The sequence below is a fragment of the Consotaella aegiceratis genome (assembly GCF_036541425.1).
In the GTDB taxonomy this organism is placed as follows: domain Bacteria; phylum Pseudomonadota; class Alphaproteobacteria; order Rhizobiales; family Rhizobiaceae; genus Consotaella; species Consotaella aegiceratis.
In genome coordinates, this window is record NZ_JAZHFT010000008.1 from 108,662 (window position 1) to 131,000 (window position 22,339).

The window sequence follows — 22,339 nt, forward strand, 5'->3', positions numbered from 1 at the left end:
AGCAAGCGATGGCGCCCGTTGCAGACGGCGCCCGGCGTGAACGAGTGAGCAGGAGAGCGCGATGGGCACGGTCACCATCAACCACGTCAAGAAGGACTTCGGCAAAGCCGAGATCCTGCACGGCATCGACATCGACATCGACGACGGCGAGTTCGTCATCCTCGTCGGGCCGTCCGGCTGCGGCAAGTCCACTCTGCTGCGGATGATCGCGGGACTGGAGGAGATATCCTCGGGCGAGATCAATGTCGCCGGGCGCGTCGTCAACGACCTGGCGCCGAAGGAACGCGACATCGCCATGGTGTTCCAGTCCTATGCGCTCTATCCGCACATGACGGTCGCCGAGAACATGGGCTTCTCGCTCAAGCTGGCCCGGGCCAGCAAGCCGGAGATCGCCGAGCGCGTGGCCCAGGCGGCGCAGATCCTGGGGCTGGCCGCGCTGCTCGACCGCTATCCGCGCCAGCTTTCCGGCGGTCAGCGCCAGCGCGTCGCCATGGGCCGGGCGATCGTGCGCAACCCGCAGGTCTTCCTGTTCGACGAGCCGCTGTCCAATCTCGACGCCAAGCTGCGCGTGGCCATGCGCACCGAGATCAAGGCCATGCATCAGCGGCTGAAGACGACGACGATCTACGTCACGCACGACCAGATCGAGGCGATGACCATGGCCGACCGGATCGTCGTCATGCATGACGGCTTCATCGAGCAGATCGGCACGCCGCTCGAACTCTACGACACGCCGGCCAACACCTTTGTGGCCGGCTTCATCGGATCGCCGTCGATGAACATGATCGCCGGCCGGATCGCGGGTGGCGCCTTTGTAGCCGACGACGGCACGCGGGTTCCGCTCGATGGAGCGGCCGCTGGAACCGAAGAAGGGCAGGCCGTCGTGCTCGGCCTGCGCCCGGAGCATTTCCGCCTGGACGAGGCGGGGCTGCCGGCCGAGATCGTCACGGTCGAGCCGACCGGCGCGGAAACCCACCTGTCGTTGCGCCTGGCGGGCCATGACGTGGTCGCGGCCCTGCGCGAGCGCGTTGTCGAGAAGGCGGGTGCCACCGTGTGTCTGTCGCCAGACCCCGGCAAGATCCATCTCTTCGATGCGACGACGAAACGGCGCCTCGCCGCCTGAGTTCCGCCAGTGGCTAGGCCGACTGGCGCATGACGAGTTGGCCGACCAAGGTGGTCCGCACGGTCGGCTCGCCGGGCGACTGGTCGGTGCCGTCGCGCAGGCTGGCGAACAGGATATCGGTGCTGCGAATGGCGATCGCGTCGATGTCCTGCGCCACGGTGGTCAGCGGCGGGCAGGTGTAGCGGCTCAGCGGATGATCGTCATGGCCCGCGACGCGCAGATCGCAGTCCTCGTCGCGCCCGACCTTGAGGCCGCGGCTGAAGGCCGCCGACATCACCCCGAAGGCGATGCGGTCGTTGGCGCAAAGGATGGTGCGCGTCGGCAGCGACCTGGCGTCGAGGATACGCTGCATTTCGATGAATCCGATCTCCTCGAACTCCCACGAGGTATCTTGCGCCTGCCCGACGACGATCGGCTCGAGCCCCCGCTGCTCCATGATCGCGATATAGGCCTCGCGGCGCTCCGAGGCGTTGCGGTTGACCGGCGGCATTTCGAAATAGGTCGGGTGCTCGCCGGTTCGGCAAAGATACTCGACCAGCAGCGCGATGCTCTGGCGATTGTCCGTGCCCACGAACGGCCCCTGGCCGTCGATCCGGGAATCGAAGAACACCAGGGGGATGTCGTCCTGCAGCGAGGCGAGCATCTTGATGTCCGTCTCCGCCCCGAGCGGCGCGACCAGCGCACCCGCGACCTTCAGCGACAGCAGCGTGTCGACCGCCCGCGCCTCCAGCGTCGGCGAGCCGTGCGAGGAGATCACGATCGGCCAGAACCCGGTGTCGAGGCAGCGCAGTTCGACCTTGCGCACCAGCGCGGCGTAGAACGGATCGGTGATGTGCGGCACGATGACGCCGATGTGGCGGGTCTGCTTTCGATTGAGGTTCCGCGCGAACAGGTTGGGCCGGTATTCCGACCCCTCGAGCGCGGCTTCGATCTTGCGGCGGGTGGCGGCCCGAACACTCTCGGGATCGTCGAAATATTTCGACAAGGTCGGTCGCGACACGCCACAGGCCAGCGCAAGCTCGTCCATCGTCCGAAAGCGTTTCGAGCTCAACTCTTCCTCCTCGTCGTGCCTCAGCCGAAAACCGCCGATTGTTCCAAACGGGCCGCCAGCACCGGTCCGCCGCCAGCCGGATCGCCGCCTGCCCGCTTCCGGCGCGAGACATTAGCCGGCTCTTCGGTATCCATCAAAATTTTACGCGCGTCAAATTTTAAGTTGACGCTCAACAAGTCCGTGGTTATGAGTTTGGTCGACCGTAGGCCATGGGCGCGCCGCGTTTGCGATCACTGGAATGGCCGGTCGATAGGGATGGAGCTCGCTCAGCACGCGGCGCTGAGCCATTGAGGAGGCATTTCATGCTCAAAAAGACCGTAACGGGCCTGTTGGCCGGCATCGCGCTCATCGCCACTGCGGCCGGTGCATCGGCCGATGGCATCGGCGCGTCGCTGCTGACGCAGCAGCACCCGTTCTATATCGAGCTGGCGGACGCCATGAAGGCCGAAGCCAAGGAAGACAACGTTTCCCTCGAGGTCTCGATCGCCAACCAGGATCTCAGCAAGCAGCTGGCCGACGTCGAGGATTTCATCACCAAGGGCGTCGACGTGCTGATCATCTCGCCGGTGGATTCCTCGGGCGTCCGCGCCGCCATCCGGCGCGCGCAGAATGCCGGCATCAAGGTCATCACGGTCGACGTGCCGGCCAAGGACATCGAGGTGACGTCGCATATCGGCACCGACAATTACACCGGTGGCGTCAAGGCTGGGAACCTGATGGCCGAGGATCTCGGCGACGAGGGACAGGTCGCCCTCATCACCTATCCGACCGTGCAGTCGGTGGTCGACCGCATCAACGGCTTCAAGAAGGCGCTGGAAGATCATCCGAACGTGAAGATCGTCGCCGAGCAGGCCGGCATCACGCGCGCCGAGGCCCTGTCGGTCGCCCAGAACATGCTGCAGGCCAATCCGGACATCGACGGCATCTTCGGCTTCGGCGACGATGCGGCGCTGGCCGCCGCGGCGGCGGTGAAGTCCGCCGGGATGCAGGACAAGGTCCAGGTCATCGGCTTCGACGGCATGGAAGAAGCCCGCAACGCCGTCGACAACGATCCGGTCATGGTCGGGGTCATCCGCCAATACCCCGACGAGATGGGCCGCACGGCGGTCAAGACCGCGGTTAAGGTCATTGCCGGCGAGGACGTTCCGGCCGAACAGCCGATCGAACCCGGCGTTTACACCAAGGACGGCGAAGAATAGCTTTCGCCGAAGGGCGGCCCCACGGGCCGCCCATCTCCGACTATCGCAGCGGAGCGCCCGGTCGAGCACGGCGAAGATCGCCTTCCTCCCGGTCCGCGGCTCCGTCCGTCCGCCCGGCGCAAGGCAGTCCATGTCCTACCTTCTCGAAATCAGGGATGTCGCCAAGACGTTCGGCCCGATCGTCGCGCTGAAGAGCATGAGCTTGCAGGTGCGTCCCGGCGAGGTTCATGCGCTGATCGGCGAAAACGGTGCCGGCAAGTCGACCCTGATGAAGATCCTGACCGGCCTTTACACGCCGACGTCGGGCTCCATCACGCTGCGCGGCGAAGCCTATGCGCCGCACGATCCCCGGGATGCCGCGGAACGCGGACTGTCGATCGTCTTTCAGGAACTGAGCCTGTGCCGCAACCTGTCGGTCGCGGCCAATGTCTTTGCCAACCACGAGCCGAGCCGTTTCGGCTTCATCCGCCGACGCGACCTGGAGAAGCGGGCGCGCGAGCTGATCGCCGAGCTTGGCCTGCCGGTGCGCGCGGACGCCAGGGTGGGCGATCTCTCCATCGCCCAACAGCAGTTGGTGGAAATCGCCAAGGGCCTGAGCCGTCCGGCGGACGTTCTGATCCTGGACGAGCCGACCTCGTCGCTGTCGGAAAACGAGGTCGAGCTTCTGTTCGCCATCATCGAACGATTGAAGGCGCGCGGCACCTCGGTGATCTACATCTCGCATCGCCTCGAGGAGATCATGACGATTTCCGACGCGATCACCGTCATCCGCGACGGCGAATTCGTGACGACGATGGCGACGTGCGAGGCCACCGTGGACGATCTGATCGCGCTGATGGTCGGCCGGCCGCTGCAGGAGATCTATCCGCCGCGAACGGTGCCGGCGCCCGGAACCGAGGTCGCGCCGGTGCTGGAGGTGGAGAAGCTCTCCAGTCCCGAGCGCTTCCACGACGTCGACCTGGCGATCCGGCCCGGCGAGATCGTCGGCCTGTTCGGCCTGGTCGGCGCGGGACGCACCGAGGTGATGAAGGCGCTGTTCGGCATCTATCCGTCGAGCGGAACGATCCGCCTGGACGGCAAGGCCGTGAGAATGCGCTCGCCTGCCGACGCCATCGCGGCGCGGATCGGCTTCGCCACCGAGAACCGCAAGGAAGAGGGCCTGGTCCTGGCGCACAGCGTCGAGCGCAACATCAACATGGTCACGCTCGGCAACCTCTCCGACGCGCTGGGATTTGCGCGGTCGCGCGCGGAGCGGCGGCAGGCCGACATCGAGGTCCAGCGCTTCGGCGTGAAGACCAACTCGATTTCGACCGTGGTCGGCACGCTCTCGGGCGGCAACCAGCAGAAGGTGGTTCTGGCCAAGTGGCTGGCGCTCAATCCGCGCGTCCTGATCCTCGACGAGCCCACGCGCGGCGTCGACGTCGGCGCCAAGGCGGAGATCTATCGGATCATCCGCGAACTGGCGGCGCAGGGAACGGCCATTCTGATGGTCTCCTCCGAACTTCCCGAAGTGCTCGGCCTCAGCGATCGCGTAGTCGTCATGCACGAGGGCCGCGTCACCGCGACATTGCCTGCCGAAGGCCTGAAGCCCGAAACCGTCATGACCTTTGCAGCCGGAATGGAATGATGTCCGCCCACACCTCCCCCACTCCCGTCTCCCACCGCGTTCTCGCCAACCCGTTCGTGCGGCAGTATGGCGGCATCGCGCTGTCGCTGATCATCCTGTGTGCGGTGTTCTCCGTCCTCAATCCGCTGTTCATGCAGGTCAACAACCTGATGAACATCCTCCAGCAGGTGGCGGTGGTGGCGGTGACGGCCTTCGGCATGACCTACGTCATCATGCTGGGCGAGATCGACCTGTCGGTCGGCTCCATCATCGCGCTCTCCGGCATGGTCGCGGCGCAATGCTTCGGCTACGGCTTCGACTTCCTGCCGGCGATCGCCATCACGCTGGTGGCCGGCCTGGCGATGGGCGCCTTCAACGGCGTCCTGACCGCCAAGTTCTTCATCCCCTCCTTCATCGTCACGGTGGCGACGATGGGCATGTTTCGCGGCCTCGTCAGCCTGCCGACCGGCGGCCTGCCGGCGATCATCGACAACGACACCTTCCTGACGATCGGCTACGAGAACTTCCTCGGCTTCCCGATCATCATCTGGATCATGCTGGCGCTGTTCGTGATCAACCACATCGTCCTGTCGATGACAGTGTTCGGACGTCGCGCCTATCTGGTCGGCGGCAACCGCGAGGCGGCGCTCTATTCGGGTATCCGCGTCGACCGGATGAAGATCCTGGTGTTCATGATTTCGGGCCTGATGGCGGCGATCAGCGGCATTCTCCTGGCCGCCCGCCTGTCGTCGGCCCAGACCAATGCCGGCATCAGCTACGAACTCGACGCGATCGCCGCCGTGGTGCTCGGCGGCACCAGCCTCGCCGGTGGCGTCGGCTCGATGCTCGGCACCCTGTTCGGCGCGCTCATCATCGGCGTCATCAACAACGGCATGAACCTGTTGTCCGTGCCATATTTCTATCAGCTGATCGTCAAGGGCGCGGTGATCCTCGTCGCCGTCTATCTCGACGTTCGCAGCAAGCGGAGCGGGGCGCTGTGAAAACCATCGTCACGGCCGGCGAGATCGTCGTCGAGATCATGGCGACCGAGATCGGTCAGAGTTTCATGACACCGGGACCGCTGATCGGCCCCTTCCCCTCGGGAGCGCCGGCGATCTTCATCGATCAGGTCGGCCGGTTGGGCCAGCCCTGCGGCATGATCTCCAGCGTCGGGGCCGACGATTTCGGCGTGCTGAACCTGGAACGGCTCAAGGCCAGCGGCGTCGACGTGTCGGCGATCGCCGTCCACCCCGGACAGGCCACCGGCAGCGCCTTCGTGCGCTACGCCGCCGACGGCAGCCGCGCCTTCGTCTACAACATCCCCCACAGCGCCTGCGGCCTGATCGAGCTGACCGATGCCGGCCGCGCGCTGCTTGCCAGGACCGACCATTTCCACGTGATGGGCTCGTCGCTGTTCTCCGCGCGGGTAATCGAGGTGGTCAAGGCCTGCGTCGAGACGGTGAAGGCCAAGGGCGGCACCGTCTCCTTCGATCCCAACATCCGCAAGGAGATGATGGAGGGGACCGGAATGCGCGAGGCACTGGAGTTCATCCTGCGGCGTGCCGACCTGTTCCTGCCGAGCGGACCGGAACTCTATCTGTTCGCGCACAGCACGGACGAAGCGGCGGCCGTGACCGAGATCCTCGACCTCGGCGTTTCGACCGTGGTGATCAAGAAGGGGAGCCAGGGCGCCGTCCATTACGACCGCTCCGGCGCCACGGCGATGCCCGGCTTCGCTGTCGACGAAATCGATCCCACCGGCGCCGGCGACTGTTTCGGCGCGGCCTTCGTCACCTTCTGGCTGCGCGGCGCGGAGCCGAGCGAGGCGCTGCGCATGGCCAATGCCGCCGGCGCCAAGGCCGTCACCCGCAAGGGGCCAATGGAGGGCACGGCAACGCTGGCCGAGATCGACCGTTTCCTGGCTTCGGCCGAGACCTGCAACGGAGCATCAGCATGACAACCGCTACCGAACGCCTGGCCGCGATCGCCCAACGCCGCACCGCCGGCGAGCGGACCGGCATCACCTCCGTCTGCTCGGCCCATCCGCTGGTGATCGAGGCGGCACTGCGCCACGGCCGAAGCCACGGCATCGACGTGCTGATCGAAGCGACCTGCAATCAGGTCAATCAGGACGGCGGCTATACCGGTATGACGCCGGCCGACTTCCGTCGCTTCGTCGAAGAGATCGCCGACCAGGTGGGCTTCGACCGCGACCGCCTGATCCTCGGCGGCGATCACCTCGGCCCCAATCCCTGGAAGAGCCTGCCCGCCGATGCGGCGATGGACAAGGCCCTGGCGATGATCGAGGCGTTCGCATCCGCCGGCTTCACCAAGCTGCATCTCGATACCTCGATGGGCTGCGCCGGGGAGCCGGTGGCCTTGGCCGATGCGGTGACGGCCGAGCGTGCGGCACGGCTGGCCGAGCGCGCCGAGGCCGCCGTCAAGGCGGCCGGCGGCATCTCGCCGGTCTATGTGATCGGCACCGAGGTGCCGGTACCGGGCGGCGCCACGGAAGCGCTCGACCATGTCGAAGTGACGAAGCCGGAGGCGGCGCTGGCAACCATCGAGGTGCATCGCCAGGCGTTTGGCGCGCGCGGCCTGGAGGCCGCCTTCGGCCGGGCCATCGCCGCGGTCGTCCAGCCGGGCGTCGAGTTCGGCAATGCCGAGCTGGTGGTCTACGAGCCGGAGAAGGCGCGCGAGCTCAGCGCCGTATTGGACCGCGTTCCGCAGTTCGTGTTCGAGGCCCATTCCACCGACTATCAGCCGAAGGCGGCTCTGCGCGCACTGGTCGATGACGGCTTCGCCATTCTCAAGGTCGGTCCGGGACTGACCTTCGCGCTGCGCGAGGCGCTCTACGGTCTCAGCCATGTCGCCGACATGCTGGTGCCCGACGAGAACCGGGAGCCTCTGCCCGCAGTCATGGAACGCGTGATGCTGGCCTCGCCCGACAATTGGCGGAAATATTACCCTGGAACACCGGACGAGCAGCGGATCGAGCGGCACTATTCCTTCAGCGACCGCATCCGTTACTACTGGCCTGCCGGCGAAGCGCAATCGGCTGTCGACGAACTGCTGTCGGCGCTCGGCGACCGCGAGATTCCGATCACGCTGGTCAGCCAGTTCCTCGGTCGACTCTACGAGCGGGTCGTCGCCGGGGACATCCGCCCCGTCGCCCACGAGCTGCTTCTAGCGAGCGTCGTGACGGCGCTCGACGACTATCTCTACGCAACCGCGTCCGAAGTGGGCCGATAAGGCCGCGATCGGGGGCGGTGCAACCGATCACTCCGACGCGCTGATACGGCCGTCGATGATCACGTTCGCCCCCGCTCCCTCCAGAGTGAACCCTGCCAAGCCCCGGCCTGAAGGCCACCGCCTTCCTGGAAGGCAACGATAGCCCCCTCGTCCTCTCCTGAAGTCGGGCAGCGGGACGACATAGGCCGTCGCGAGTTCCCGCCGCACCAGGTTGGCGCGGCCACGAGCGATGCGGCGGGCGTTCACGCGAGCGCTGCCCTTGCCGTCTGATCCGACCGGTCCTCGGCAGTTGGCAACGCCGTCGCTCGGCATCCGATCGGCTGCGAAAGTGTCGATCGCATAAACAATTTATGCGTTGTTTATGGTCTTCGCGCCCTTTGCGAATGGCCCGTTGATGGCGAGGGCCGCTACCGGTTGGCATCGACAACCGGGATCGCCTTCGATGCTCGACCTCGCCTATCTCGCGCTCGGCCTCGGCTTCTATGCCCTCGCCGCCCTTTCGGTTCGCGGCTGCGAACGGATCTAGGGGCGCCGTCCGATGACCTTCGATCTTGCCCTCGGCGCGGTCACGGCGCTCGGCCTTCTCGCCTATCTCGCGCTCGCCTTGCTGCGGCCCAAGCGGTTCTGAGAGGACGCCATGGCCTCCGATCTCCTCCAGTTCATCCTTTACGGCGTGCTGCTGACGGCCCTTGCCTGGCCGCTTGGGCTCTATATGGCGCGAGTGTTTTCCGGCGAGCGGACGTTTATCACGCCGCTGCTTGGCCGCGTCGAGACAGGGATCGTCCAGTTCTGCGGCGTTCGCCCCGACAAGTGCGAGCAGCACTGGACGCGCTATGCCCTGTCGGCGCTCGCCTTCAACGCCGCCGGCTTCGTGCTGCTCTACGCCCTGCTGCGGCTGCAAGGTTTCCTGCCCTGGAACCCTGAAGGCATGGCCGGACTCGCGCCCGACCTCGCTTTCAACACCGCGGTGAGCTTCGTCACCAACACCAACTGGCAGGCCTATGGCGGCGAGACGACGATGTCGTATTTCAGCCAGATGGTCGGCCTGGCCGTGCAGAACTTCGTCTCCGCGGCGACCGGCATCGCCATCGGCGCAGCGGTCATCCGCGGTTTTGCCGGGCGCGAACTGAAGACCCCCGGCAATTTCTGGGTCGATCTCGTCCGTACCATTCTCTATCTCCTGCTGCCGCTGTCGATCGTCCTCGCGCTCGTTCTCGTCTGGCAGGGCGTGCCGCAGAATTTTTCGCACTCTGTCGACGCGACGACGCTGGAGGGGGCGAAGCAGACGATCGCGCAGGGGCCGGCGGCCGCGCAGATCGCCATCAAGCAGCTCGGCACCAATGGCGGCGGCTTCTTCAACGCCAACTCCGCCGTGCCTTACGAGAACCCGACGCCGCTCTCCAACCTCGTCGAGATGCTCTCGATCCTGCTCATCCCCGCAGCCTTCTGCTTCATGTTCGGCCGGATGGTGAAGGACATGCGCCAGGGCTGGGCGATCTTCGCCGCCATGGGGCTCCTCTTCGTCGCAGCGCTCGACCTCACCTACGGCTCCGAGATCCAGGGTAACCACCTCTTCGCCGCGCTGCCTGTCGACCAGGCCGCCGGCAACATGGAGGGCAAGGAAGTGCGCTTCGGCGTCGGCAACTCCGCGCTGTGGGCGACGGCGACGACGGCGGCCTCCAACGGCTCGGTCAACGCCATGCACGACAGCTTCACACCGCTCGGCATGCTGGCGCCGCTTCTCCAGATCGAGACTGGCGAAGTGGTGTTCGGCGGTGTCGGCTCGGGCTTCTACGGGATGCTGCTCTTCGTCGTCCTCACCGTCTTTCTCGCCGGGCTGATGGTCGGGCGAACACCGGAATATCTCGGCAAGAAGATCGAGGCGAAGGAGGTCAAGCTCGCCATCCTCACCTTCCTGGTGATGCCGCTCGGCGTGCTCGTCCTCGGCGCGGTCTCAGCGGTGCTGCCGACCGCACTCGCCTCGCTCCAGGACGCCGGGCCGCACGGGCTCACCGAGATTCTCTATGCCTATTCCTCAGCAACTGGGAACAACGGCTCGGCCTTCGCCGGCTTCAATGCCAATATGGCCCTACCACAACACGCTGCTGGGGCTCGCCATGCTCGCCGGCCGTTACGCCTTCATCGTGCCGATGTTGGCCGTTGCCGGCTCGCTCGCGGCCAAGAAGACGGTGCCGGCTTCGGCCGGGACCTTCCCGACCCACACGCCGCTCTTCGTGGTGCTGCTCGTCGCCGTCGTCCTGATCCTCGGCGGCCTCACCTTTTTCCCCGCGCTCGCCCTCGGCCCGATCGCCGAGCATACGGCGATGCTCGCCGGCCAGACGTTCTAGGCCCCCACCCATGTCCAAGACCATCCAAGACACCGCGCTGTTCGATCCGGCCATCGTTCGGCCGGCGCTGCGCTCGGCAGTCGTTAAGCTCGACCCGCGGCAGATGGCTGCCAATCCCGTCATGTTCGTCACCGAGATCGTGGCGATCCTGTCCACCCTCCTGCTGCTGCGCGGCCTCGTTGACGGAGAGAGCGGCATGGCCGTGGTCGGCCAGATCGCCATCTGGCTGTGGATCACCGTCTATTTCGCCAACTTCGCCGAGGCGATGGCGGAAGGACGCGGCAAGGCGCGCGCCGCCTCGCTGCGCTCGACCCAGAGCGAGACGCCGGCCAAACGGCTGGCCTCTGGCGAGGGCAGCGACGTCGAGACCGTGTCCAGCCGGGCGCTGAAGACCGGCGACATCGTTCTCGTCGAGGCCGGCGACATCGTGCCCGCCGACGGCGAGGCGATCGAGGGCATCGCGTCGGTCGACGAATCCGCCATCACCGGCGAATCCGCGCCCGTCATCCGCGAGGCGGGTGGTGATCGCTCGTCGGTCACCGGCGGCACCCGCATCGTCTCCGACTGGCTGAAGGTCCAGGTGACGGCAAAGCCCGGCGAGAGCTTTCTCGACCGGATGATCGCGCTCGTCGAGGGCGCCGAGCGGCAGAAGACGCCAAACGAGATCGCGCTGTCGATTCTGCTCGTCGGCATGACCATCATCTTCCTGCTGGTGGTCGCGACGCTGGAGCCCTTCGTCATTTATTCCGGCGCCTTCGTTCCCGTCGTCTTCCTGGTCGCGCTGCTGGTGACGCTGATCCCGACGACGATCGGCGGGCTGCTGTCGGCCATCGGCATCGCCGGCATGGACCGCCTGGTGAAGGCCAACGTCGTCGCCAAGTCGGGTCGGGCTGTCGAGGCGGCGGGCGACGTCGATACGCTGCTTCTCGACAAGACCGGCACCATCACCTTCGGCGCCCGCATGGCCGACGCCTTTCACCCGCTGCCCGGCGTGCAGGACGCCGAGCTGACCGAAGCCTCGCTCTATGCCTCGCTGGCCGACGAAACGCCGGAGGGCCGCTCCATCGTCGATCTCGCCCGCAAGCAGTTGCCGCGTGGAAACGAAGAGCGCGCCAGCATCCAGGAGACCGTCGGCTTCTCGGCTCAGACGCGCATGTCCGGTGTCGATCTCGCCGACGGCACCAGGCTGCGCAAGGGGGCGACCGACGCTGTGCTCGCCTGGTGCGAGGCGGGCGGCTCGAAGGTGCTCGCCGATATCGTCGAGCGGATCGCCAAGTCCGGCGGCACGCCGTTGCTGGTGGCACGCGACCAGCGCCCACTCGGCGTCATTCATTTGAAGGACATCGTCAAGCCGGGCATTCGCGAGCGTTTCGCGGAACTGCGCCGCATGGGCGTGCGCACCGTGATGATCACCGGCGACAATCCGTTGACGGCCGCCGCGATCGCGGCGGAAGCCGGCGTCGACGATTTTCTGGCGGAAGCGACGCCCGAGAACAAGCTGGAGCTGATCCGCAAGGAGCAGGCGGCGGGCAAGCTCGTCGCCATGTGCGGCGACGGCTCCAACGACGCACCCGCCCTCGCCCAGGCCGACGTCGGCGTCGCCATGAACACCGGCACCCCGGCGGCCAAGGAGGCGGGAAACCTGATCGACCTCGACAGCGACCCGACCAAGCTCATCGAGATCGTCATGGTCGGCAAGCAGTTGCTGATCTCGCGCGGCTCGCTGACCACCTTCTCCATCGCCAACGATGTCGCCAAGTATTTCGCGATCCTTCCCGCCCTGTTCGTCACCGCCTATCCGGGTCTGGCAAGCCTCAACGTCATGGACCTCGAGAGCCCTCAGAGCGCGATCCTGTCGGCGGTGATCTTCAATGCGCTCGTCATCGTCGCGTTGATCCCGCTGGCACTCAAGGGCGCCCGCTATGCGCCGGCCTCGGCCGCGCAACTCTTGCGGCGCAATCTGCTCGTCTACGGGCTCGGCGGGCTCGTCGTCCCCTTCATCGGCATCAAGGCGATCGATTTCGCCGTCAATGCCCTGGCCTTGGCGTGAGGAACCGCCATGTTGACCCTGTTCAGACCTGCTCTGTCGATGCTTGCCGTCATGACGATCCTGACCGGCTTCGCCTACCCGTTGGCCGTGACCGGCCTCGCCCAGCTCCTGTTTCCGGAGGAGGCGAACGGCAGTCTGTTCGAGCGTGACGGCGTGGTCATCGGATCGCGTCTCGTCGCACAGGATTTTCGAGGCAACGCCTATTTTCATCCCCGGCCGTCGGCCGTCGGCTATGACGGCGCCGGCTCCGGCGGCAGCAATCTCGCTCCGACGTCGAAGGCGCTGATCGAGCGGGTGCGGGCCGATGCCGAACGGCTGTCGGACGACGCCGGCGGCGCGGCGGTACCGGTCGACCTCGTCACCAGTTCGGGCAGCGGCCTCGACCCCGACATTTCGCCCGCCGCCGCCCAGTTTCAGGTCGAGCGCGTCGCGCGGACCAGGGGGCTCGCCGCTTCCGACGTCCGCAGTCTCGTGCGCAACGCTGTCGAAGGTCCGCTGCTCGGCATCTTCGGAGAGCCCCGCGTCAACGTGCTGGAGCTCAATCTCGCCCTCGACGACCTGACTGCGGGACCACCCACAGAGACCGGCCATGTCCGTTGAGGAGCCGAGGCCCGAGCCCGAGGCGCTGCTGGCCGAGGCGGCGCGCGAGGGTCGCGGCAAGCTCAAGATCTTCCTCGGCGCCGCCCCCGGCGTCGGCAAGACCTTCGCCATGCTGGAGGCGGCACGGCAGCGCCAGACCGAAAGCGTCGACGTCGTTGCGGCGGTGGTGGAGACGCATGGGCGGGCGGAGACCGAGCGCCTCCTCGTCGGCCTGGAGGTTGTGCCCCGGACGCGCCTTCTCTATCGCGGCCGGGCGTTGCCGGAGATGGATCTCGACGCCGTTCTCGCCCGGCGGCCGGCGCTGGCTCTTGTGGATGAGTTGGCCCACAGCGATGTCGAGGGCAGCCGCCATGCCAAGCGTTGGCAGGACGTCGAGGAACTACTGGCCGCCGGGATCGACGTCTATACGACGCTCAATGTCCAGCATATCGAAAGCCTGAACGACGTCGTCGCCCGGATTTCGGGTGTGCGCGTCCGCGAGACGGTGCCCGACACGGTCATGGAACTCGCCGCCGACATCGAACTCGTCGATCTGCCGCCCGAGGAACTGATCGGCCGCCTGCGTGAGGGAAAGGTCTATGTGCAGGATCAGATCGCCCGCGCCATCCAGAACTTCTTCTCCAAGGGCAATTTGACGGCGCTCCGCGAACTGGCGATGCGCGCCGCCGCCGACCGTGTCGATGCACAAATGACGGCGCATATGCGCAGCCATGCCATTCCCGGCCCCTGGCCGGCGCAGGACCGGATTCTGGTCTGCGTCAACGAGACGCCGATGGCCAAGAGCCTGGTGCGGGCCGCCAAACGGATGGCAGAACGCGCGCGGCTGCCGTGGATTGCCCTGTCGGTGATCACGGCGAGCAGCGAATCCCTGCCGGAAGAGGAGAAGGATACGCGGATCGCGGCGCTGCGGCTTGCCGAGACGCTCGGCGCCGAGGTCGCGACGATCAACGCCACCGCGGACGTCGCCGCCGAGGTGCTGGCCTTTGCGCGCGCCCGCAACGTCAGCCGCATCGTCATCGGCCGGCCGAGGCCAAGACGTTGGGTGCCCGGCTTCGTGCGCGAGACGGTGGCCGACACGATCCTGAAGCAGGCGACCGACTTCGAGGTGACCGTGGTGTCGCCCGACGCCAAGACGGCGCGGAACGCCGCGCTGCGCATGGCCCTACCGGCAATCGAGCGGCGGCCGGTCGCCTATCTCTGGTCGGCGGGTGCCGTCGCGCTGGCGGCGCTGGCAGCGCAGCTCATCGCGGCGCTCATGCCGGTGGAGAGCCTGTCGCTCGTCTTTCTGCCGGCGGTGCTGTTTTCGGCCGCGCGCTACGGCCTGGCGCCCTCGGCCTTCGCCAGCGTGATCGCGTTCCTGGCCTACAATTTCTTCTTCACCGAGCCGTACCACACGCTCAACGTCTATCGCGAAAGCGAGATCCTGACGCTGCTCCTGTTCCTGGTGGTGGCGATCGTTACCGGCAACCAGACCGCCCGCCTGCGTCGTCAGGCCGCCGCCCAGAAGACCATCGCCGAGCGGACGACGCGCCTCTACGAGTTCGCCCGCAAGATCGCCAGCGCGGCCTCTCTCGACGACGTGGTCTGGGCCTCCGTTCATCACGTCGCCTCGACGCTCAAGTGCGATGCGCTGCTGCTCGGGCCGAACGAGATCGGCCGGCTGGCCATCCTCGGCGGCTTCCCGCCCGAGGATCGCCTGGACGTCAAGGATTGGGGCGCGGCGAACTGGGCGTTCGAGCACAAGGAGGCGGCGGGATGGAGCTCGGTGACGCTGCCGACCTCGTCCTGGCTCTTCCTGCCGCTCGGATCCGGGCCGGTCGCGAGCGGCCTGCTGGGCGTCCGGTTCAAGCAGGACAGCGATCCGTCTCCGGAGGACCGCCGGCTGCTCGACGCGCTCGTCGACCAGATCTCCGTTGCCGTCGAGCGTACGCGGTTGGCGAAAGACATGGAGGAGACGCGGCTTCTGTCTGAGACCGAGCGCCTGCGCGCGGCTCTTCTGTCCTCCGTCAGCCATGATCTACGCACGCCGCTCGTCTCGATCATCGGCGCCGCCTCCAGCCTCCTGGATGCCGGCGACGTGCTGGGGGGCGACGGGCGCCGGATGATGGCGGAGACGATCCAGGAAGAGGGCGAGCGGTTGAACCGGTATGTCCAGAACCTCCTCGACATGACTCGGCTCAGCTATGGCGCCCTCGCCATACGGCACGAGGCCATCGATATCCGGGAGGTCGTCGGCGGCGCGGTGAGGCGCCTGGCGCGCACGCTCGCCGGCCATCGCGTCGCGATCGACCTGCCGGAAGGCCTTGCCTCCGTCGACGGCGATCCCGTTCTGCTCGAACAGGTGGTGGCGAACGTGCTCGACAACGCCGCCAAATATGCGCCGGCCGGTACCGACATTGCCGTTGGCGCCAGGGAGGCCGGGCAGCAGCTGATCCTGTCGATTTCCGACGAGGGGCCGGGTATACCGCACGAGGATCGCCGGAAGGTCTTCGACATGTTCTATCGGGTGCGCCATGGCGACAGCCAGTCGGCAGGAACGGGGCTCGGTCTCGCCATCTGCCAAGGCATCCTGGAAGCCCATAGCGGCGGCATCCGGGCCGAAGCGGCCCGCTCCGACGGCCGGGGCGCGCGAATCGTCATCGATCTGCCGCTGGCCGTAACCCCCACCCAACCACCCGCACCGCCAGCGGACGAAGACCCCGATGAGGCTGAGGGGTGAGCGCCAGCTGCATCCTGATCGTCGACGACGAGACGCAGATCCGGCGCTTCCTGCGGATCGCGCTCGAAGCGCACGGCTTTGCCATTGTCGAGGCTGTGCGTGGCGAGGACGGGGTCGCCAAATGCGCCACCGAGCACCCCGATCTCGTGGTGCTTGATCTCGGTCTTCCCGATATCGACGGCCAGGCCGTCGTTCGGCGCATTCGCGAATGGTCGCAGGTGCCGATCCTCGTCCTCTCCGTGCGCCAGGACGAAGCGGAGAAGGTCGCGGCCCTGGACGCGGGCGCCAACGATTACGTCACCAAACCCTTCGGCATCGCCGAACTGCTCGCCCGCATCCGCGTGCTCCTTCGCTCCCGCCCGGAGGGTATGGTGTCGTCTGCGACTGCGGAACTCCGCATCGGCGGCCTGACCGTCAATGCCGCGACGCACGAGGTGAGCCTCGACGGCCAGGCGATCCGGCTGACGCGCAAGGAATTCGAACTCCTGAACTATCTCGCGGCTCATGCCGGCCGGATCGTCACCCATCGCATGCTCCTGACCGAACTCTGGGGACCGGCGCACGCCGACGACGTCCAGTATCTGCGGGTCTTCATCGGCCGCCTGCGAGGCAAGCTCGGGGACGATCCCACTAGCCCGCGCTTCATCCTCAACGAGCCGGGCGTCGGCTACCGCTTTTTGGTCGAGTAGACCCCGAGCCGTCACCGACCGAGGCCCAGATGGGCTCTCCGGGGTCGACCACTTGAGGACGATCGGCCGCTTTATGGACGAGGGTCGCACGGCCTCGGCGCAGTTCGATCGGTCCCTGGAGTGAGAGACGGAAGCGCGGTAGCGATGGTCTCGACCAGTGTGCCGCCAACTCTTTTGGAAAGCACCCCGGGATCAGACCAGATAAGCTATTTGGCGGAGAGGGGGGGATTCGAACCCCCGATACGGTTGCCCGTATGCCGCATTTCGAGTGCGGTGCATTCAACCACTCTGCCACCTCTCCGTTCATCGCCCTCACACAAGACAAGGGCGGGTGGTTGCTGCGGTCAACGCGCGGCCCTCATAGCAAAGCCGTCATGCTCCGCACAAGAGGCATTCGCGCGCCGCGTCGCCATGAGGCCGTCAACCGAGACTTTGGTGCGTTCGATGCCGATCGTCATCGCCCTAATCGCGAGACCCGTTGCGCGTTCGGCGCATCGAAGGGACCGCGCTGGACGAGTGGTGGGTAGGGCAAAGGCGGACCATGCCGAGACTGCGGCACATGGACCGGTCGCGATCGGCGCCAGGCGGTGGCCATAGATTGGCCGCACGGTCCGGCCGTAGGCCTCTGCCCGCGGAGGCGCTTGCCTATTCGAGCCACGGCAAGGGACAGGGGGAAATGACGAAGGTCTGGCCGCTGTGCTGCTGCTTCCAGATGAAGCCGTAGGCCATTTCGTTCTCGTGCGGCAGCCAGAACACGTGCGGCTTCGCATCGGGGCGATAGTCGCCCTCCCAGCCATGCTGGCGCGCGAGTTCACGCGCGCGATCGAAATCCGCCAGGAACTCGGTGGCCGTGCCGACGTCCTTGCCGCCGCCATAGCCGTCGATCTTTTCCGCCGCCTCGATCTTCGCGAGTTCGGAGGCGATCTCGGTGACGGTGGGCAGAAGCGCCCAGCCGAAATCGATCGGGGCGGTGCTGTAGACGAACCATTCCATGCCGTTCTCTCCTCTGGCCGGTCTGCCCCGATCGAACCACGGTCCGCTTACCACCGCGTTCCCGCTCACGGATTTTTCTGAACGGTCGGGCTGCCTTGCCTTGGACGCTTTCGGATCGTGCCGGCACGGTCTGGCGAGGAGGACGCTCCGATTCGCGCTTAACGAGTATAGCACGGGTGTGGCGGCCGACGCCTGAGCGTTATTCGGCCGCCTCGGACGCCAGGAATCCGCCGGACTGGCGGGCCCAGAGTTCGGCGTAGAGCCCACCGGCGTTCACCAAATCATGGTGGCTGCCTTCCTCGACGATATGGCCCTTGTCGATCACCACCAGGCGATCGAGCGCTGCGAGCGTCGACAGACGATGCGCGATCGCCACCACCGTCTTGCCGGCCATCATGGTGGCGAGGTTTTCCTGGATCGCCGCCTCGACCTCGGAATCGAGCGCCGAGGTCGCCTCGTCGAGCACCAGGATCGGCGCGTTCTTCAGGAGCACGCGGGCAATCGCGATGCGCTGGCGCTGGCCACCCGACAGCTTGATGCCGCGCTCGCCGACATGGGCATCATAACCTGCACGCCCCTTGGGGTCGCGCAAACCGGGGATGAAGTCCTCGGCATTGGCCCGCGTCGCCGCGTCGATCACATCCTCCTCTTCGGCATCGGGGCGGCCATAGGCGATGTTCTCGCGGATCGAACGGTGCAGCAGGGACGTGTCCTGAGTGACGACGCCGATCTGGGCGCGCAGCGAGGTCTGTGTGACGCCGGCGATGTCCTGGCCGTCGATCAGGATGCGCCCACCCTCCAGGTCATAGAGACGCAGCAGCAGGTTGACGAGCGTCGTCTTGCCGGCGCCGGAGCGTCCGACCAGCCCGACCTTCTCGCCCGGGCGGATATGGAGCGAGAAATTCTCGATCACGCCGCCGCCCTTGCCGTAGTGGAAGGTGACGGTCTCGAACCGGATGTCGCCCTCGCCCGTGACCAGCGGTTCGGCATCCGACCGGTCGACCAGCGTCGGCAGCACGGTGATCGTCGCCACCGCATCCTGGATAGTGCCGTAGTTGCGCACCAGACCGTTGATGTTGAACATCATCCAGCCGGACATCTGGTTCAGCCGGAGCACCAGGGCGAGCGCCGTGGCCACGCCGCCTGTGGAGACGGTGCCGGCGCGCCAGCCGAGAATGGCCACGGCTCCGATACCGGTCATCATCAAGCCGTTCAGCACGGCGACGGCGAGACGCACCGTGGTGATCGAGCGGGTCAGCCGGCGGACCGCGTCGACGTAGCGCACGAAGCCGTCCTTGACGAAGGCGTCCTCGCTGCGCGTCGCGTCGAACAACTTGACCGACAGGATGTTGGTGAAGCTGTCGACGACGCGCCCCGTCCACACCGAGTTGGCATTGGCCCGCTCGCGGCCGCGCTCGCGGATCTGCGGCAACAGGTTGCGGGCGATCCAGTAGTAGCCGAGCGACCACAGGGCAAGGACCGCCGTCATCCAGAGATCGACGGCGCCGAGAATGGTCGCCGCCAGGACGACGAAGGTCAAGAACGACCAGAAGGTCTGCAGAATGGTGGTGATGAAGTCGCCGGTCGCCTGCCCGACCTGCTGCACCTTCTGCGCGAGCCGTCCGGCGAAGTCGTTCTGGAAGAAGGTGTAGGGCTGGTCCATCAGCCGCCGGTAGCTCTGCCAGCGGATGAGATTGTAGAAATTCGGCTCGACCACCTGCTCTTCGAGCACCGAGCTGACGAATAGCACCACGACGCGGCCGATCAGCGCGAGGAAGGCCAGTGCGGCAAGCAGCCAGGCCTCGCTCGCCAGCGTCGCGGCCTTGTCGGCTCCCGGCTGGCCAAGCGCGTCGACGATCCAGCCGACGCCGGTGTAGAGCACCGCTTCGGTGGCACCGGCCAGGCCGCCAGCGATCAGCAGCCCGATGAGCGGCCATCGGGCATAGACGGCGAAGTGCCAGATGAAGCGGTTGGGATCGGCCGGCAGCGGCGTCAGGTGCCCGGTGCGGTCGGCCCGGGCATCGCCAGATTCGGAGACCTCGTCGCCGAAGGGATCGACGACGTTCTCGAAGCGCTGGAGAAAGCGTTCGATCATTCGGCCGCGAGCCCCCGATTGCCGGTGCGGGCCTCATCCTCCTCGCCGGGATCGAGAAACCCGCCGACCTGACGCGCCCAAAGCTGGGCATAGAGGCCGCCGGCGGCAATCAACTCGGCATGCGAGCCCTCTTCGATAATCTGGCCCTTGTCGAGCACCACCAGCCGATCCAGCGCCGCGATCGTCGACAGTCGATGCGCGACTGCGATCACCGTCTTGCCCTCCATCAACTTGTAGAGGTTTCCCTGGATCGCCGCCTCGACCTCGGAGTCGAGCGCCGACGTCGCCTCATCGAGAAGCAGGATCGGCGCGTCCTTCAGCATGACGCGGGCGATGGCGATGCGCTGGCGCTGGCCCCCGGACAGCTTCACACCGCGCTCGCCAACCTCGGCATCGAGGCCCCGATTGCCGGCGATATCAACGAGCCCATCGATGAAATCCGCCGCCTCGGCGCGCCCGACCGCGCGCATCAGATCCTCTTCGCTCGCGTCCGGACGGCCATAGAGGATGTTTTCGCGGATCGAGCGGTGCAGCAGCGATGTGTCCTGGGTCACCATGCCGATCTTGGCGCGCAGCGACGACTGGGTGATCTCGGCCACATCCTGACCGTCGATCAGGATGCGCCCGCCCTCGACGTCGTAGAACCGCAGAAGCAGGTTCAGAAGCGTCGACTTGCCGGCGCCGGAGCGGCCGACCAGCCCGACCTTCTCGCCCGGACGGATATCGAGCGAGAAGTTTTTGATCACCCGGTCGGAGCCGCGCGTCTTGCCATAGGCGAACGTCACGTTCTCGAAGCGGATGGCGCCCTGATCCACCGCCAGCCTGCTCGCATCCGTCCGATCGGTGATGGCATGGGTGCGCGCAAACGTCGCCATGCCGTCGTGCATGGTGCCGACGTTCTCGAACAGCTGGGCGACTTCCCACATGATCCATTGGGCCATGCCGTGCAGGCGCAGAACCAGACCGACGGCGACGGCGATGGCGCCGACGGTGATGAGCTCGCCCGTCCACAGCAGGATGCCGAGGGTGCCGACGGCGAAGAGCAGCAGCGCATTCAGTGCCGTCAGGCAGGTCTGAAAGCCGGTGACCAGACGCATCTGGCCGTACACGGTTTTCAGGAAGCGCGTCATCGAGTCCTTGGCGTGGTCGGCTTCACGCTCGGTGTGGGCAAACAGCTTGACGGTGGAGATGTTGGTGTAGGCGTCGACCACCCGGCCCGTCATCGCGGCGCGCGCATCCGCCTGGGCCGCCGCTACCGTGCCCAATCGCGGCACGAAATAGCGCAGCATGGCGACATAGAGCACCAACCAAGCGACGAACGGCAGGGCAAGCCGCCAGTCGGCGCTGGCCATGAGGACCAGCATGCCGCCGAAATAGACGGTGATATAGAGAAGGATGTCGACGACCTTCATGATGCTCTCGCGCAGGGCGAGCGCCGTCTGCATCAGCTTCTGCGAAATGCGGCCCGCGAACTCGTCCTGGAAGAAGGCGAGCGACTGGCCGAGCAGCCAGTTGTGCACCGTCCAGCGAAACCGCATGGGGAAATTGCCCGCGAGCGACTGGAACGTCACCAGCGAGTGCAGGAAGGAGACGCCCGGCAGCACCACCAGGATCACCATCGCCATGGCGGCGAGCGTCCAGGCCTCGTCCTGCAGAAACGTCTCGCGGTTGGCGGCCGACAGCCAGTCGACGATCCGGCCGAGGAAGCCGAACAGCGAGACCTCGAGCACCGAGATCACCGCCGAGGTGGCAGCCATTACCGCGAGCATCGGCCAGACCGGCCGTGCATAGTGCCAAGCGAAGGGCAGGAGCTTGGCGGGAGGACGATCCGCCCCCTCTTCCGGAAAGGCGTCGACCCACCGTTCGAAAAAAGCAAACATCGAAAAATCTTTCAGGCGGGCGATGCCGAGTAGAACCCTCGCATCACCGTCTAGGGGGTGTGCCGCCGTGTCGACACACCCGGTCTGTGGCATATAGGAAATCGTCCGCCGACTTCACGAGGCCAGGCGACGACAGTTTTGGCTTTGCCGGTTTGCGCGAATCGGTCACAGGCCTAGCGGCATGGACCTTAGGCTCGCATTGTATCAGCCGGATATCGCCGGCAACACAGGCACGCTGCTGCGGCTCGGCGCCTGTCTCGATCTCGGCCTCGAGGTGATCGAGCCCGCCGGGTTCGATCTGTCGGACCGCGCGCTGAAACGCGCCGGCATGGACTATCTCGATACGGCAAAGCTCACCCGCCACGTCGACTTCGCCGCCTTCGAGGCGTGGCGCCACGATAGCGGCCGGCGCCTGGTGCTGTTCACCACGAAAGGCGCCCTGCCCTATACCGAATTCACCTATCGTCCGACCGACGTGCTCCTGTTCGGCCGCGAAAGTGCCGGCGTGCCGGGCGACATCCACGCGCTCGCCGATGCACGCGTGGTGATCCCGATGAACCCGGCCGCCCGTTCGCTCAACCTGGCGGTGGCCGCCGCCATGGCGGCCGGCGAGGCATTGCGTCAGACGAAGGCCTTCCCATAAGGACCGCGGGCGCCGGAGCCGACCGAAAAAAACGGGTGGCGCACCGTCGGTGAGGCGCTGATATTCGGAGCCTCGCTTAATCGGGACAGGA

Annotated in this window: 18 protein-coding genes, 1 tRNA gene and 1 pseudogene; 14 read left to right on the forward strand and 6 right to left on the reverse strand. The window is 66.4% G+C overall.

Going from position 1 to position 22,339, the window contains the following annotated elements; genetic code table 11:
- Window positions 1-61 precede the first annotated feature (61 nt).
- Window positions 62-1,123, forward strand: coding sequence for an ABC transporter ATP-binding protein (locus SMD10_RS08175; protein WP_331685181.1), 1,062 nt, complete (start codon window positions 62-64; stop codon window positions 1,121-1,123).
- Window positions 1,124-1,136: 13 nt separating this feature from the next.
- Here SMD10_RS08175 and SMD10_RS08180 read toward each other — a convergent pair whose 3' ends face one another.
- Together SMD10_RS08180 and SMD10_RS08185 are read right to left on the reverse strand one after the other, a co-directional pair.
- Window positions 1,137-2,174 carry a LacI family DNA-binding transcriptional regulator gene (locus SMD10_RS08180; RefSeq protein ID WP_331685182.1) on the reverse strand — a complete coding sequence of 346 codons (1,038 nt, stop codon included), beginning with the start codon at window positions 2,172-2,174 and terminating at the stop codon, window positions 1,137-1,139.
- 20 nt (window positions 2,175-2,194) lie between these two features.
- Window positions 2,195-2,347: a hypothetical protein gene (locus SMD10_RS08185; RefSeq protein WP_331685183.1), complete on the reverse strand. Its 153-nt coding sequence runs from the start codon at window positions 2,345-2,347 to the stop codon at window positions 2,195-2,197.
- Between the two features lie 129 nt (window positions 2,348-2,476).
- On the opposite strand from SMD10_RS08185, the gene SMD10_RS08190 reads away from it, so the two are divergent.
- The 12 genes and pseudogenes from SMD10_RS08190 to SMD10_RS08245 all read left to right on the forward strand — a co-directional run bounded on the left by SMD10_RS08190 (window position 2,477) and on the right by SMD10_RS08245 (window position 16,637).
- Complete coding sequence (locus tag SMD10_RS08190) at window positions 2,477-3,373, forward strand: substrate-binding domain-containing protein (RefSeq protein ID WP_331685184.1); 897 nt, start codon at window positions 2,477-2,479, stop codon at window positions 3,371-3,373.
- A 130-nt stretch (window positions 3,374-3,503) separates the two neighbouring features.
- The gene (locus tag SMD10_RS08195) at window positions 3,504-5,000 is read left to right on the forward strand and encodes a sugar ABC transporter ATP-binding protein (protein WP_331685185.1); all 1,497 of its coding nucleotides are present in this window, start codon (window positions 3,504-3,506) and stop codon (window positions 4,998-5,000) included.
- On the forward strand, window positions 5,000-5,980 hold the full coding sequence (locus SMD10_RS08200) for an ABC transporter permease (RefSeq protein WP_432757208.1): 981 nt from the start codon (window positions 5,000-5,002) through the stop codon (window positions 5,978-5,980). Before SMD10_RS08195 ends, SMD10_RS08200 begins: the two co-directional genes overlap by 1 nt.
- The gene (locus SMD10_RS08205) at window positions 5,977-6,936 is read left to right on the forward strand and encodes a tagatose kinase (RefSeq protein WP_331685187.1); all 960 of its coding nucleotides are present in this window, start codon (window positions 5,977-5,979) and stop codon (window positions 6,934-6,936) included. Before SMD10_RS08200 ends, SMD10_RS08205 begins: the two co-directional genes overlap by 4 nt.
- Entirely contained in the window at window positions 6,933-8,231 is a 1,299-nt protein-coding gene (locus SMD10_RS08210) for a D-tagatose-bisphosphate aldolase, class II, non-catalytic subunit (RefSeq protein ID WP_331685188.1), read from the forward strand. The genes SMD10_RS08205 and SMD10_RS08210 overlap by 4 nt, the downstream gene beginning before the upstream one ends.
- A gap of 394 nt (window positions 8,232-8,625) precedes the next feature.
- Window positions 8,626-8,757 (forward strand): hypothetical protein, encoded by a 132-nt coding sequence (locus SMD10_RS08215; RefSeq protein WP_331685189.1) that lies wholly within the window; start codon window positions 8,626-8,628, stop codon window positions 8,755-8,757.
- A gap of 12 nt (window positions 8,758-8,769) precedes the next feature.
- Window positions 8,770-8,859 (forward strand): potassium-transporting ATPase subunit F, encoded by a 90-nt coding sequence (locus tag SMD10_RS08220; protein ID WP_331685190.1) that lies wholly within the window; start codon window positions 8,770-8,772, stop codon window positions 8,857-8,859.
- Window positions 8,860-8,868: 9 nt separating this feature from the next.
- Window positions 8,869-10,579: pseudogene (gene kdpA, locus SMD10_RS08225) on the forward strand (potassium-transporting ATPase subunit KdpA).
- A 10-nt stretch (window positions 10,580-10,589) separates the two neighbouring features.
- Window positions 10,590-12,629: a potassium-transporting ATPase subunit KdpB gene (kdpB, locus tag SMD10_RS08230; protein ID WP_331685191.1), complete on the forward strand. Its 2,040-nt coding sequence runs from the start codon at window positions 10,590-10,592 to the stop codon at window positions 12,627-12,629.
- Between the two features lie 9 nt (window positions 12,630-12,638).
- Window positions 12,639-13,229, forward strand: coding sequence for a potassium-transporting ATPase subunit KdpC (kdpC, locus tag SMD10_RS08235; RefSeq protein WP_331685192.1), 591 nt, complete (start codon window positions 12,639-12,641; stop codon window positions 13,227-13,229).
- Window positions 13,219-15,948: a sensor histidine kinase KdpD gene (locus tag SMD10_RS08240; protein WP_331685193.1), complete on the forward strand. Its 2,730-nt coding sequence runs from the start codon at window positions 13,219-13,221 to the stop codon at window positions 15,946-15,948. The genes kdpC and SMD10_RS08240 overlap by 11 nt, the downstream gene beginning before the upstream one ends.
- Window positions 15,945-16,637, forward strand: a complete 693-nt coding sequence (locus SMD10_RS08245; RefSeq protein ID WP_331685194.1) for a response regulator transcription factor — start codon at window positions 15,945-15,947, stop codon at window positions 16,635-16,637. Before SMD10_RS08240 ends, SMD10_RS08245 begins: the two co-directional genes overlap by 4 nt.
- Window positions 16,638-16,848: 211 nt before the next feature.
- Here SMD10_RS08245 and SMD10_RS08250 read toward each other — a convergent pair.
- The 4 genes from SMD10_RS08250 to SMD10_RS08265 all read right to left on the reverse strand — a co-directional run bounded on the left by SMD10_RS08250 (window position 16,849) and on the right by SMD10_RS08265 (window position 21,605).
- Window positions 16,849-16,938 (reverse strand) — tRNA-Ser (locus tag SMD10_RS08250).
- Between the two features lie 344 nt (window positions 16,939-17,282).
- Window positions 17,283-17,630, reverse strand: coding sequence for a hypothetical protein (locus SMD10_RS08255; protein ID WP_331685195.1), 348 nt, complete (start codon window positions 17,628-17,630; stop codon window positions 17,283-17,285).
- Between the two features lie 199 nt (window positions 17,631-17,829).
- On the reverse strand, window positions 17,830-19,725 hold the full coding sequence (locus tag SMD10_RS08260) for an ABC transporter ATP-binding protein (protein ID WP_331685196.1): 1,896 nt from the start codon (window positions 19,723-19,725) through the stop codon (window positions 17,830-17,832).
- Complete coding sequence (locus SMD10_RS08265; protein ID WP_331685197.1) at window positions 19,722-21,605, reverse strand: ABC transporter ATP-binding protein; 1,884 nt, start codon at window positions 21,603-21,605, stop codon at window positions 19,722-19,724. Before SMD10_RS08265 ends, SMD10_RS08260 begins: the two co-directional genes overlap by 4 nt.
- Window positions 21,606-21,786: 181 nt before the next feature.
- Here SMD10_RS08265 and SMD10_RS08270 point away from each other — a divergent pair, with 181 nt between their 5' ends.
- On the forward strand, window positions 21,787-22,248 hold the full coding sequence (locus SMD10_RS08270; RefSeq protein WP_331685198.1) for a tRNA (cytidine(34)-2'-O)-methyltransferase: 462 nt from the start codon (window positions 21,787-21,789) through the stop codon (window positions 22,246-22,248).
- The last annotated feature ends 91 nt before the right edge of the window (window positions 22,249-22,339 follow it).

Bases quoted from the DNA above. Each gene is read 5' to 3' on its own strand.
- SMD10_RS08265 (WP_331685197.1), bottom strand. From the start codon at position 21,605: ATGTTTGCTTTTTTCGAACGGTGGGTCGACGCCTTTCCGGAAGAGGGG.
- SMD10_RS08200 (WP_432757208.1), top strand. From the start codon at position 5,000: ATGTCCGCCCACACCTCCCCCACTCCCGTCTCCCACCGCGTTCTCGCC.
- SMD10_RS08270 (WP_331685198.1), top strand. From the start codon at position 21,787: ATGGACCTTAGGCTCGCATTGTATCAGCCGGATATCGCCGGCAACACA.
- SMD10_RS08190 (WP_331685184.1), top strand. From the start codon at position 2,477: ATGCTCAAAAAGACCGTAACGGGCCTGTTGGCCGGCATCGCGCTCATC.
- kdpC (WP_331685192.1), top strand. From the start codon at position 12,639: ATGTTGACCCTGTTCAGACCTGCTCTGTCGATGCTTGCCGTCATGACG.
- SMD10_RS08175 (WP_331685181.1), top strand. From the start codon at position 62: ATGGGCACGGTCACCATCAACCACGTCAAGAAGGACTTCGGCAAAGCC.
- kdpB (WP_331685191.1), top strand. From the start codon at position 10,590: ATGTCCAAGACCATCCAAGACACCGCGCTGTTCGATCCGGCCATCGTT.
- SMD10_RS08255 (WP_331685195.1), bottom strand. From the start codon at position 17,630: ATGGAATGGTTCGTCTACAGCACCGCCCCGATCGATTTCGGCTGGGCG.
- SMD10_RS08240 (WP_331685193.1), top strand. From the start codon at position 13,219: ATGTCCGTTGAGGAGCCGAGGCCCGAGCCCGAGGCGCTGCTGGCCGAG.
- SMD10_RS08195 (WP_331685185.1), top strand. From the start codon at position 3,504: ATGTCCTACCTTCTCGAAATCAGGGATGTCGCCAAGACGTTCGGCCCG.
- SMD10_RS08215 (WP_331685189.1), top strand. From the start codon at position 8,626: ATGGCGAGGGCCGCTACCGGTTGGCATCGACAACCGGGATCGCCTTCG.
- SMD10_RS08220 (WP_331685190.1), top strand. From the start codon at position 8,770: ATGACCTTCGATCTTGCCCTCGGCGCGGTCACGGCGCTCGGCCTTCTC.
- SMD10_RS08260 (WP_331685196.1), bottom strand. From the start codon at position 19,725: ATGATCGAACGCTTTCTCCAGCGCTTCGAGAACGTCGTCGATCCCTTC.
- SMD10_RS08210 (WP_331685188.1), top strand. From the start codon at position 6,933: ATGACAACCGCTACCGAACGCCTGGCCGCGATCGCCCAACGCCGCACC.